This is a genomic window from Pseudomonas auratipiscis, assembly GCF_036324085.1.
In the GTDB taxonomy this organism is placed as follows: Bacteria; Pseudomonadota; Gammaproteobacteria; order Pseudomonadales; family Pseudomonadaceae; genus Aquipseudomonas; species Aquipseudomonas auratipiscis.
In genome coordinates this window covers 13,291-25,741 of the sequence record NZ_JAZDCU010000031.1, presented here as the reverse complement: position 1 = coordinate 25,741, position 12,451 = coordinate 13,291, and the positions used below count along the sequence as shown (strand labels likewise).

Below are 12,451 nucleotides of genomic sequence, written 5' to 3'. Positions count from 1 at the left end.
CATGACTTTGCGCGTCGCGCTGTCGATCCTGTCGCTCGCCCTGCTTGCAGGTTGCGTGTCCGGCGGGAGTTCGGACACGCTGGCGAGCCGCGAAGGGCGCACGCAGGCCGGCAAGGCCTACGTGCAATTAGGGTTGGGATATTTGCAACAAGGTTTGACCGAGCAGGCCATGGGGCCACTGAAAAAAGCGCTTGATCTCAATAGCCAGGATGCCGCAGCACATGCGGCCCTGGCTTTGGTCTATCAGGCGCAGGACGAACCGGGGTTGGCCGACAGGCATTATCTGAAGGCTCTGGCCAGCAATCCAGGTGACACGCGGATTCAAAACAACTACGGCAGTTTTCTGTATGCCCAGGGGCAATACGCCCAGGCGCAGAAGATGTTTGCCCAAGCGGCGGCCGATACCCTGTATCCTGAGCGTTCACGAGTATTCGAAAGCCTTGGCTTGACCGCTCTGCGGCTTGGCCAGCGCAACCAGGCGCAGGAATACCTGGTAAAAGCTTTGCGACTCAACCAGAAGCAGCCACGCGCGTTGCTGGAAATGGCTGAGTTGTCTTACGAAGACAGGCATTATGTGCCGGCCCGCGACTACTACGATCGTTTCAGCCAGCTGAGCGACCACGGTGCTCGGAGCTTGCTGCTGGGCAGTCGCCTGGCCAATGTCTTCGAAGAACGGAACAAGGCCGCCGATCTGGGCCTGCAATTACAACGACTTTATCCCGGTACGCCGGAATATCAGCAATACCTGTCGGAGCAATGATGAAAGCGGCGCATCCCGAAGCAGCAGCAGCGACTCGCGAGAACCCAGGTGAGACTTTGCGTCAGGCCCGTGAAAGCAGGGGTTGGTCGCAGGCCGAAGTGGCTCAGAAGCTGAACCTGACCGTGAGTTCATTGAACAACCTTGAATCCGGTGCCTTCGACAAGCTACCCGGGCACACCTTCGCCCGTGGTTACATCCGTGCCTATGCAAAGCTGTTGGGCATGGACCAGGCCGTTCTGGTACAAGCGTTCGACCAGTGCACCGGGACTCATGCCCAAGGCAGCGACGTCCACGCTCTTGGGCGTATCGAAGAACCGGTGCGCCTGTCGCACAATATTTTGCGCGTGGTCAGCCTGCTGTTGCTGGTGCTGGTGATCGGCGGTGGCTTCTTCTGGTGGCAAGATCAAAGCAGCCAGCGCAGCAAAGACCTGGTCAACATGGCGCTTGAACATGTTGAAGTCGAAAGCGCTGATGGCACCACACAGATCCATCCGCTGGACGAGCCTGAAGACCAGGCCGTCGACGCCGCTCAGCAACCGCAAAGCACACCACTGAATCTGGAACAGACGCCGGCGGCCACCACCGAGTTGGCTGATTCCGAACCGGCCGCGCCAGCGAGCGCAGGCACCCCGGTCGCGCCTGTCGTGCCGCCGGTCAATAGCGCCGTATCCCCAACTACGCCGGTCGCTGCAGTTCCTGCGCCCGCACCTGCTGCGGTTACGCCGGTCGTAGCGGCAACTGCGGTCGCTCCTGCAGTTACCCCCGCTCCTGAGAGCACCACCACCGCTGCGGCAGGTAGTGGCAAGTTGCACATGCAATTCAGCGCCGATTGCTGGACTTCGGTCACCGACGGCAATGGCAAGGTGCTGTTCAGCGCCATCAAGCGCAAGGGCGACAGCCTGGACCTGACCGGCAAGCCGCCGTTTGCGGTACGCCTGGGCTTTGCCCGGGGCGTTCAGGTCAGCTACAACGGTCAGCCTGTCGACGTTGCGCCGTTCACCAGTGGCGAGACTGCTCGCCTGAAGTTGGGACAATAAGTCATGCACGGCGAATCACCGATCAAACGTCGCGAATCCCGCAAAATCTGGGTGGGTAATGTACCTGTCGGCGGCGATGCCCCCATCGCCGTTCAGAGTATGACCAACACCGACACCAACGACGTTGCCGCAACTGTGGGACAAATCAACCGCCTGATCGATGCCGGCGTCGACATCGTTCGCGTCTCGGTGCCGGACATGGATGCCGCAGAGGCTTTTGGCCGGATCAAGCAGCAGGTCAGCGTGCCATTGGTAGCCGATATCCACTTCGACTATCGCATTGCCTTGCGTGTGGCTGAACTGGGCGTAGATTGCCTGCGCATCAACCCAGGCAATATCGGTCGTGAAGACCGAGTGCGTGCAGTAGTCGATGCTGCCCGTGATCGCGGTATTCCGATTCGCATCGGCGTCAACGCCGGTTCCCTGGAAAAAGACCTGCAGAAGAAATACGGCGAGCCGACTCCGGCAGCATTGGTCGAATCGGCCATGCGTCATGTCGAGCATCTCGACCGCCTGGACTTCCAGGACTTCAAGGTCAGCGTCAAGGCCTCTGACGTGTTCATGGCGGTTGAAGCCTACCGCCTTCTGGCCAAACAGATCGTGCAGCCGCTGCACCTGGGTATCACCGAAGCCGGTGGCCTGCGTTCAGGTACGGTGAAATCCGCTGTTGGCCTCGGTATGCTGCTTGCCGAAGGGATTGGCGATACTATTCGCATTTCGTTGGCGGCAGACCCGGTAGAGGAAGTGAAGGTCGGTTACGACATCCTCAAGTCCCTGCACCTGCGTTCGCGTGGCATCAACTTCATCGCCTGCCCGAGTTGCTCGCGGCAGAACTTCGATGTGGTGAAAACCATGAACGAGCTGGAAGGGCGTCTGGAAGACCTGTTGGTACCGATGGACGTGGCTGTGATCGGCTGCGTGGTCAACGGTCCGGGCGAAGCCAAGGAAGCCCACGTAGGGCTGACCGGTGGTACGCCGAACCTGATCTACATCGATGGCAAGCCAGCGCAGAAACTGACCAATGACAACCTGGTCGATGAGCTCGAACGACTCATCCGCCAGAAAGCGGCCGAAAAAGCCGAAGCTGACGCGACGTTGATCGCGCGTGGCTGACCACCAGATTCGTAAGGATTTTCCGTGAGTAAATCGCTGCAAGCCATTCGTGGCATGAACGACATCCTGCCCGAGCAGACACCGCTGTGGCGCTATTTCGAAAGCACCGTCGCCGGCCTGCTGGACACCTACGGTTATCGTCAGATCCGCACGCCGATCGTTGAGTTCACCGAGCTGTTCAAACGCTCGATTGGTGAAGTCACCGACATCGTCGAAAAAGAAATGTACACCTTCGCTGATCGTAACGGCGACTCCCTGACCCTGCGTCCGGAAGGCACCGCAGCTTGCGTACGCGCAGTGCTCGAACACGGTATCAGCGGTGGTGGCCAAGTGCAGAAGCTCTGGTACATCGGCCAGATGTTCCGCCACGAGCGCCCGCAAAAAGGCCGCTATCGCCAGTTCAACCAGATCGGGGTCGAAGTCTTCAACCTCGACGGCCCGGACATCGATGCCGAGTTGATCGTGCTCACCTGGCGCCTGTGGGGTTTGTTGGGTATTCGCGATGCAGTCAAGCTCGAGCTCAACAGCCTGGGCACCAGCGAAGCCCGTGCCCGCTACCGTGATGCGCTGGTCGAGTTTCTCTCGGCGCGTCTGGAGCAACTGGACGAAGACAGCCAGCGTCGCCTGAAGACCAACCCGTTGCGTATCCTCGACAGCAAGGATGCCAATACCCAGTCAGTGCTGGTTGGCGCGCCGAAGCTTGAAGACTACCTGGACGAAGAGTCGCGGGTGCATTTCGAAGGTTTGAAAGCACGTCTGGATGCCGCCGGCATTCCGTTCGTGATCAATACCAAGCTGGTACGTGGCCTGGACTATTACAGCAAGACCGTATTCGAGTGGGTCACCGACAAGCTCGGTTCCCAAGGTACTGTCTGCGCCGGCGGTCGTTATGATGGCCTGGTCGAGCAGATGGGCGGCAAGCCAACCCCTGGCGTCGGTTTCGCCATGGGTATCGAGCGCCTTATTCTGCTGCTGGAAACCCTGGAGCAGATTCCTGAGTCGATCAATCGTCAAGTCGACGTCTACCTGTGCGCCTTCGGTGAGCAGGCAGAGCTGGCAGGCCTGGCCTTGAGCGAGCGTCTGCGTGATCGCCTGCCGGGCCTGCGTCTGCAGGTAAACGCCGGTGCCGGCAGCTTCAAGAGTCAGTTCAAGAAGGCCGACAAGAGCAACGCGCTGTTTGCCTTGATCCTGGGGGACGACGAACTGGCGCAACAAGTGGTAGGTTTCAAACCCCTGCGTGGCCAGGGCGAACAACAAAACATTGCCTGGGATGCTCTGGCAAAGCACCTGGAAGCTTCCCTCGCGCAGGCGTGAAGCGGGTCAACAGCCGATTTGGTGAAAAGGAGTATTGGGGTGTCGAGTACCGATGATGAACAGCTGGCGGCATTCAAGGACTGGTGGCAGCGTAACGGCAAGCCACTGGTAACCGGCGGCCTGCTGGCACTGGTGATAGTGTTCGGCTGGCAAGCTTTCCAGAAGTACCAGGGTAACCAGTCACAAGGTGCCTCGAACCTCTATCAGGCCCTGCTGGAAACGACTTTGACGCCTAGCGGCGAACCAGATGCGGCCAAAGTCGCAGAGCTGTCCGGCAAGCTCAAGAACGAGTTTGGCGGTTCTGCCTATGCGCAATACGGCAGCCTGTTCGTGGCCAAGGTCGCCGTTGAGTCGGGCAAGCTGGATGACGCTGCTGCCGAGCTCAAGTCGATCGTGGACAAGCCAGCTGACGCTACCCTGGGCGAAATCGCCCGTCAGCGTCTGGCTCGCGTCCTGGCAGCCCAGGCCAAGGTCGATGAGGCTCTGAAGCTTCTGGACGGCGATGCCGACAAGGCATTCCTGGCCAGCCGTGAAGAACTCAAGGGCGATCTGCTGGTGCAGTTGGGTCGTGCTGCTGATGCTCATACTGCTTACGAAAAGGCCAAGGCCGCGCTGTCTGACGACGCTGCGATCGGTGGTTTGCAACTCAAGCTCGACGACCTGGCCAAAGGGGATGCGTGACGTGATCGGTTGGAAACATGCAGCAGTGCTGACCCTGGCCCTTCTGGCCGTGGGTTGCAGCAGCAACAGCAAAAAGGAATTGCCCCCGGCCGAGCTGACCAAGTTCACCGAAGAGGTTGTCCTCAAGAAGCAGTGGAGCCGCTCGATCGGTGACGGTCAGGGCGAGTCTTTCAATATGCTGGTTCCGGCGATCGAGAACGATCGCATCTACGCCGCCGATGTTACTGGTGTAGTGATGGCCATGGATCGCAACAACGGCGACGTGGCGTGGAAAAAGGATCTTGAACTACCTGTTTCCGGCGCCGTTGGCGTGGGTTACGGGATGGTCATGCTGGGCACGCTCAAGGGCGAAGTCATCGCTCTGGACGCGAGCACCGGTGAAGAGCGCTGGCGCTCGCGCGTGACCAGTGAGGTTCTGGCACCACCTGCCACCAATGGTGACGTAGTGGTGGTACAGACCCAGGATGACCGTGTGATTGGCCTGGATGCCAGCACCGGTGATCGTCGCTGGATCTATGAGAGCACTCCAGCAGTACTGACGCTGCGTGGCACAGGCGCCCCGATTGTTACCAATCATCTGGCGGTCGCCGGGCTGTCGACCGGTAAGGTCGTTGCCCTGGATACCCGCAATGGTGTACCGGTCTGGGAGCAGCGCGTGGCGATTCCGCAAGGTCGCTCGGAGCTTGATCGCGTTGTCGATATCGACGGCGGTCTGTTGCTGTCAGGCGGTACCTTGTACGTCGCGAGCTACCAGGGTCGGGTTGCCGGCCTGGACCTGGAAAGCGGACGTGTGATGTGGCAGCGTGATGCTTCCAGCTACACCGGTGTGGCCCAGGGTTTCGGTAACGTCTACGTAAGCCTGGCTTCGGGTACCGTAGAGGGCATCGACGAACGCTCATCGAGCGCACTGTGGAGCAACGACTCTCTGGCGCGTCGTCAACTGTCGGCACCGGAAGTGTTCTCAAGCTATGTAGCCGTAGGTGACCTGGAAGGTTACTTGCACCTGCTCAGCCAGGTTGACGGTCGCTTTGTCGGTCGTGAGCGTATCGACAGCGATGGCCTGCGTGCCCGTCCGCTGGTGGTGGGTGACACCATCTATGTGTACGGCAACAGCGGCAAGCTCGAGGCGCTGACTATCCGCTGAGGCTATGCTTGAGGCCATGCAGGCCTCGGGCTGCGGCACTTTGGGTGCCGCCTGAACTCCGGCCGCTGCAGTGCAGCGGCTTTTGTATTTTTTGAATTTATGAAGTGGAGAGCCGCATGGTTCCCGTAATTGCCCTGGTGGGCCGACCGAACGTCGGTAAATCCACCATGTTCAACCGCCTGACCCGGACTCGCGACGCTATCGTCGGCGACCTGTCCGGGCTTACCCGTGACCGTCAATACGGTGAAGCGCGCTGGCAAGGCCGCTCGTACATTCTGGTCGACACTGGCGGTATCTCCGGTGACGAGCATGGCATGGACGAGAAAATGGCTGAGCAATCGCTGCTGGCCATCGAAGAAGCTGATGTCGTGCTGTTTCTGGTTGACGCACGTGCAGGCCTGACTGCTGCCGACCAGATGATTTCCGAGCACTTGCGCAAGCGCAACAAGCGCTCGTTCCTGGTGGCGAACAAGATCGACAACATCGATCCGCAAATCGCCATTGCCGAATTCTCGCCATTGGGTATGGGTAATGCCATTGGCGTGGCCGGCGCTCAGGGGCGTGGTGTCAACAACCTGCTGGAAGTCGTGCTCAGTGACTTCCCACGGGACAAGGACGAGGAGGAGATCGACACCGATGTCGCCGAAGGCGAGGAAGCGGTGCGCATCCCAGGCCCGAGCGAAAAAGATGGTATCAAGATCGCCATCATCGGTCGTCCGAACGTCGGTAAATCGACCCTCGTCAACCGTATGCTCGGTGAAGACCGAGTCATCGTCTACGATCAGCCGGGCACCACTCGCGACAGTATCTACATTCCCTTCGAGCGTAACGAAGAGAAGTACACCCTGATCGACACTGCCGGGGTGCGCAAGCGCGGCAAGATCCACGAGGAGGTCGAGAAATTCTCGGTAGTCAAGACGCTGCAGGCGATCAAGGATGCCAACGTGGTCATCTTCGTCATGGATGCCCGCGAAGGCGTGGTCGACCATGATTTGAACCTGCTGGGCTTTGCCCTGGAAGCCGGTCGCGCCATCGTCATCGCCCTGAACAAGTGGGATGGCATGCAGCCAAGCGAGCGTGACTACGTGAAGACCGAGTTGGAGCGTCGGTTGTTCTTCGTCGACTTCGCCGACATCCACTTCATTTCGGCGCTGCATGGCACTGGCGTAGGCAACCTGTACCAGTCGGTGCAGAACTCCTTCAAGTCGGCGGTTACCCGCTGGCCGACCAGCCGCCTGACCCAGATCCTCGAAGATGCGATCAGCGATCACCAGCCGCCGATGGTAAACGGTCGTCGAATCAAGCTGCGTTACGCCCACCTGGGTGGTGCCAACCCGCCGATCATCGTGATCCACGGCAACCAGGTCGAGAAAGTGCCGAAGTCGTACTCGCGCTACCTGGAAAATACTTATCGCCGAGTGCTCAAGCTGGTCGGTACCCCGATCCGTATCGAGTACAAAGGCAGCGATAACCCGTACGAAGGCAACAAGAACACCCTGACCGATCGCCAGGTCAACAAGAAGCGCCGCTTGATGTCGCACCACAAGAAAGCTGAGAAGAAGCGTAAAGACAAGCGCTGACGCCAGCGCGGGGCAAGCCGAGTCGTCGCGCCGCCGCTCCCACTGGGTTCTGATGAGCCCATGGGGAGCGGGCTTGCCCCGCGATTGATGTGCGACTGTTACAACCTTTTTCCTGATCACTCAATCCGCTATGCTCGGTCTCTGACCGCAGGATTGTTCAGAAGGAAAGAGGGCTCCATGATCAGCAGCAAGTTGCCGAACGTCGGCACGACCATCTTTACCACCATGTCCCAGCTCGCCGTGCAAACCGGCGCTTTGAACCTGTCCCAGGGTTTTCCCGATTTCAGCGGCCCGCAGGCCCTGCTCGATGCAGCAGGTCGGCATATCAGTGCCGGCCACAACCAGTATTGCCCCATGACAGGTCTGCCGGCGCTGCGCCAGCAGGTCGCGACCAAGATCGCCCGCAGTTATGGCGTCAGTGTCGATGCTGACACCGAGATCACGATTACCCCCGGTGCTACCGAAGCGATCTTTTGTGCCATTCATGCGGTCATTCGTGCAGGTGACGAGGTCATCGTTTTCGATCCCAGTTATGACAGCTACGAGCCCTCTGTAGAGCTGGCCGGCGGTCGCTGTGTGCATGTGCAACTGACAGATGGCGAATTTGCCATCGACTGGCAGAAGCTCACCGATGCTCTGAGCCCCCGTACGCGGATGATCATTATCAACTCGCCGCACAATCCCAGTGGTGCGCTGATCAGCCGTGACGACCTGGAGAAATTGGCGCTGTTGATTGCCGAGCGGGACATCTACCTGATCAGCGACGAAGTCTACGAGCACCTGGTGTTCGACGGCGCCAAGCACGCCAGTGTGTTGGCGCACGAAGCACTGTACCAGCGTGCGTTCGTGGTCAGCTCATTCGGCAAGACCTACCATGTCACGGGCTGGAAAACCGGCTACGTGGTTGCACCACCTGCTCTGAGCGCCGAGCTGCGCAAGGTTCATCAATACGTCAACTTCTGCGGCGTTACGCCGCTGCAGTGGGCGCTGGCTGACTTTATGGCCGAGCATCCAGAGCATGTTGAAGCGCTTCCGGCGTTCTACCAGGCCAAGCGCGATCTGTTTTGTGATCTGCTGGAACCATCGCGCTTTGCGCTCAAGCGGTCTGCCGGTACTTACTTCCAGTTGGTCGATTATTCGCAGATCCGCCCGGACCTGAACGATGTCGACATGTCGCTGTGGCTGACCCGCGAGCATGGCGTGGCGACTATCCCGGTGTCGGTGTTCTATCAACAACCCATTCCCGAGCAGCGCCTGGTGCGCCTGTGCTTTGCCAAACGCGAGGAGACGCTGCGTCAGGCAGCGGAGAAGTTATGCGCGATCTGAGTGATTTGCCTAACCTGAAAGTGGCCCTGGTGCAGACAACCCTGGCCTGGCAGGACCGTTTGGCGAACTACGAGCATTTTGAAGGCTTGCTCGAGCAAGCCCGTGGCGCCGATCTGATTATCCTGCCGGAAATGTTCACCAGCGGTTTTTCCATGGACTCCGAGCGTCTGGCTGAGCCTGAAAACGGCCCCACCTACAAGTGGCTCAAAAGTCAGGCGAAAAAGCTTGATGCAGTGGTCACCGGCAGCGTGATTATCCAGGCTGCCGATGGCAGTCATCGCAACCGCTTGCTGTGGGCCCGTCCAGACGGCGAGATTCTGTTCTACGACAAACGTCACCTGTTCCGCATGGCGGGCGAGCACAAGCATTACACCCCAGGCGAGCGCCAGGTGCAGTTCGAGGTCAAGGGTTGGCGGGTGCGTACACTGATCTGCTATGACCTGCGCTTTCCGGTGTGGAGTCGCGATGCGCAAGACACCGATCTACTGCTTTACACCGCCAACTGGCCTGCAGCCCGTCGCCAGCACTGGAACCGTTTACTGCCGGCGCGGGGCATCGAAAACCTGTGCTATGTAGCGGCAGTGAATCGAGTGGGTACCGATGGGAAGGGTTTTGCTTACTCTGGCGATAGCCAGGTTCTGGATTTTCAGGGTGAGAGTCTGCTCAGCGCGGGTGAGGCAGATGGCGTGTTCACCGTGACCCTCAGTGCTGCGGATCTTGGGGCTTACCGCACGCGCTTCCCGGCCAATCTGGATGCCGATACCTTCGATTTGCATTGACACCGTAATTGCGGGGCAAGCCTCCCACAGCAGTTGATTGAGTGGGAGCGGGCTTGCCCCGCGATGTTCAGTATACGTCCCGACGGTAACGCCCCAGCTCGATCAAGCGCTCCACCTCGGCGCTTCCAAGCACATCAACGAGCACGCTATCGACGCCGTTGGCCATGCCTTGCAGGCTGCCACAAATGTACAGCGAAGCGCCGTCATCCAGCCAGCGACGTAGCGTGTGCGCCTGCTCACGCAAGCGATCCTGAACGTAGATCTTGTGGGACTGATCACGGGAAAAGGCCAGGTCCAGGCGTGCCAGTTCGCCGTTGCGCAACCAGCCTTGCAGCTCATCCGCGCAGAGAAAGTCGTGAACTTGGTTACGTTCGCCGAACAACAGCCAGTTACGCTGCTCACCGGCTGCGATGCGGGCCTTGAGCAGGCTGCGCAGGCCCGCGATGCCGGTGCCGTTGCCAATCAGGATCATTGGCGTTGCCGCGGCTGGCAGATGGAAACCGCTGTTGCTGCGCAAGCGCAGACTGACACTGTTATCCACAGGCAAGTACTCGGTCAGCCAACCTGAGCTCAGGCCGAGGCTACCATCGGCATGCCGCTCCTGGCGCACGATCAGTTCCAGGACGCCGTCGCTGACAATCGAGGCTATCGAGTATTCCCTTGCTGCCAACGGGATCAGCGCATCGACCAACGCCTGGCCGTGTAGGCCGACCAGATGCTCGCGGCTGGTGGGCAGTTGCCGACCAGCGAGGGCCTGGAGCAGGCTTTCGTTCAACCCGTCGAGCTGTACCTGAGACTCGCCATCAAGCCCCAGCCCGTGGAGGAAGTGTTCAACGCTGCGAGCGCTGTTGCGCGGCAGAATCTCGACAAGATCACCGGCTTGCCACTGCGCTGGTCGCTCGGGTTCGAGTGCCAGCAGATACACCGCTGAGCCCTGACTGTCCGGGTTCAGTAGTGTGCGTTTTACGAGTGTCCAGTTGCTGAAGGTTGGGGCCTTCCACGCTGCTGGCGGTTTACTGCCGGTCAGTTGCGCCAGTTGTTGTTGCCACAATTGCAAGGCGGCGGGGTCTGCGCTGTCGACTTCGACAGTAGCGAAGGCATTGGTTGCGCCGCGTTCGCCAAGCCAGGCTTGCAGGCGTTTGGCGAAGCCGCAGAAGTGCGGGTATTGCCGATCACCCAAGGCGAGCAAGGCGTAGTTCAGGTTCTCCAGTGCCCAAGGCTGACCGAGTATTTTGCGTTCGAAGCCGCGGGCGCTGTCGGGCGCTTCACCGTCGCCAAAGGTGCTGACTACAAACAATGCACGCTCGACCTGGTTGAGATCGTGTTCAGTCAGTTCGGCAAGCGGGCGTACTTGTACCGGTAAACCGGCTGCCTGCAGTTGACCGGCACTTTGCCAGGCAAGTTGCTCGGCAAAACCGCTTTGGCTGGCAAAGCCCACCAGCCAGCTCTGCCCTTGGACAGTGGAAGGCGAAAAGCTGCTTCGCGCTGCGCGCACCTGGCGCTTTTTGCGGCGTCGATCCAGATAGAGCAACCAGCCGGTAACGAAGAACAGCGGCATGGTCAGGCTGGCAATGGTCAGCAGAATACGGCCGGTAAGGCCAAAGTAGCTGCCTACGTGCAAGGCATAGACGCTAGCCAGCAGTTGCGCCTTGAATGACTTGTCGGCATAGCGATCGTGTTTTTTTACCTGGCCATTGGCCGGGTCGAGGCTCAGTGTGTTCAGGGCACGTTCGTGCTCGGCGCCTTCGAGCAGGTAAAAGATGTTCGCCGGTTGCCCCCCGGCAGGCGGCAGACGCAGGTTGTAACTGGTCATGGTTGGGCCGGCGGCGGCTTGCAGGTTGGCCCAGACCGCGTCGTAGTCGACCACCAGCGGTTTGGCATCTTTGCCAGGCGCGCCAGGGCGACCGCGGCCTTCGCCACGTTTGTGCTGCTCGCCTGCGGCGGGGGCATCAGCCAGTAACTTGTTCAACCCTTCGCGGTACCACTCATAGGACCAGAACAGACCGGTGAGGGCGAAGAGTAAATAGAACAGCAGGCACCAGGTCCCGGCCACGGCATGCAGGTCCCAGTTGAACGCGCGGCCTTTCCTGGCCCAGTCAAGGGTCAGCCAGGTCCGCCAGTTCAAGGCCTTGCGCGGCCAGCGCAAGTAAAGGCCGGAAAGACAGAAGAAAATCAGCATGAGCGTACAAGCGCCCGTGATCTGCCGTCCGGTATCTCCCATTGCCAGAAAGCGGTGGAGCTGCAACATCAGATCGAAGAAACCTTGCCCGGCGACCTCGCCCTGCAATTTGCCGGTATATGGGTCGGCATAGCGCATCAGGCCCCGGCGTTCGCCGGGGGGAGGGGTGAAGAAGACGCGTGCGGCGTTGTCACTTTGCGTTCGGACCCAAAGCATGGCGACCTTGTCACCCTGTTCCGCCTCGATCCGCTTCACCAGCTCAGGCATCGGCAGCACCCCTTCCGGGCGCATTTCTACCTGGAGTACGTCAGGGTTGAACGCTTGCAGCAGTTCATCTTGAAACGACCAGATTGCCCCGGTAATACCCATCAAGGCCAGCACCAGCCCGGCTGTGATACCGAAGAACCAATGCAGTTGGAACAGCGATTTCTTCAACACATCAACACACCTTGTCATGCTGCAAAAACGAATGCGTCTCGCATTATGCCTTGATAGACAAAAGCCCCGGTCACCGAAGTGAACGGGGCTTGCCAGTCAG

At 59.7% G+C, this 12,451-nt stretch carries 10 protein-coding genes; 9 read left to right on the top strand and 1 reads right to left on the bottom strand.

The genetic code is table 11. The features are described 5' to 3' along the window. Position 1: 1 nt before the first annotated feature. From pilW to V0R60_RS26045, 9 genes are all read left to right on the top strand, one after another. Entirely contained in the window at positions 2 to 760 is a 759-nt protein-coding gene (pilW, locus tag V0R60_RS26085) for a type IV pilus biogenesis/stability protein PilW (protein WP_136478032.1), read from the top strand. After that, on the top strand, positions 760 to 1,797 hold the full coding sequence (locus tag V0R60_RS26080; protein WP_330080931.1) for a RodZ family helix-turn-helix domain-containing protein: 1,038 nt from the start codon (positions 760 to 762) through the stop codon (positions 1,795 to 1,797). Before pilW ends, V0R60_RS26080 begins: the two co-directional genes overlap by 1 nt. Positions 1,798 to 1,800: 3 nt before the next feature. Beyond that, positions 1,801 to 2,910, top strand: coding sequence for a flavodoxin-dependent (E)-4-hydroxy-3-methylbut-2-enyl-diphosphate synthase (gene ispG, locus V0R60_RS26075; RefSeq protein WP_136478030.1), 1,110 nt, complete (start codon positions 1,801 to 1,803; stop codon positions 2,908 to 2,910). A gap of 24 nt (positions 2,911 to 2,934) precedes the next feature. Beyond that, positions 2,935 to 4,224 (top strand): histidine--tRNA ligase, encoded by a 1,290-nt coding sequence (hisS, locus tag V0R60_RS26070; RefSeq protein ID WP_330080932.1) that lies wholly within the window; start codon positions 2,935 to 2,937, stop codon positions 4,222 to 4,224. 39 nt (positions 4,225 to 4,263) lie between these two features. Then, entirely contained in the window at positions 4,264 to 4,905 is a 642-nt protein-coding gene (locus V0R60_RS26065) for a YfgM family protein (RefSeq protein WP_136478028.1), read from the top strand. 1 nt (position 4,906) lies between these two features. Further along, entirely contained in the window at positions 4,907 to 6,049 is a 1,143-nt protein-coding gene (bamB, locus tag V0R60_RS26060; RefSeq protein WP_218571412.1) for an outer membrane protein assembly factor BamB, read from the top strand. Positions 6,050 to 6,165: 116 nt separating this feature from the next. Beyond that, positions 6,166 to 7,629, top strand: coding sequence for a ribosome biogenesis GTPase Der (der, locus tag V0R60_RS26055; protein WP_136478026.1), 1,464 nt, complete (start codon positions 6,166 to 6,168; stop codon positions 7,627 to 7,629). 177 nt (positions 7,630 to 7,806) lie between these two features. Then, positions 7,807 to 8,955 (top strand): pyridoxal phosphate-dependent aminotransferase, encoded by a 1,149-nt coding sequence (locus V0R60_RS26050; RefSeq protein WP_330080933.1) that lies wholly within the window; start codon positions 7,807 to 7,809, stop codon positions 8,953 to 8,955. After that, positions 8,943 to 9,734 (top strand): amidohydrolase, encoded by a 792-nt coding sequence (locus V0R60_RS26045; RefSeq protein ID WP_136478024.1) that lies wholly within the window; start codon positions 8,943 to 8,945, stop codon positions 9,732 to 9,734. Before V0R60_RS26050 ends, V0R60_RS26045 begins: the two co-directional genes overlap by 13 nt. A 67-nt stretch (positions 9,735 to 9,801) precedes the next feature. On the opposite strand, the gene V0R60_RS26040 is transcribed toward V0R60_RS26045, so the two are convergent. Further along, positions 9,802 to 12,351, bottom strand: a complete 2,550-nt coding sequence (locus V0R60_RS26040) for a sulfite reductase flavoprotein subunit alpha (RefSeq protein ID WP_330080934.1) — start codon at positions 12,349 to 12,351, stop codon at positions 9,802 to 9,804. Between the last annotated feature and the right edge of the window lie 100 nt (positions 12,352 to 12,451).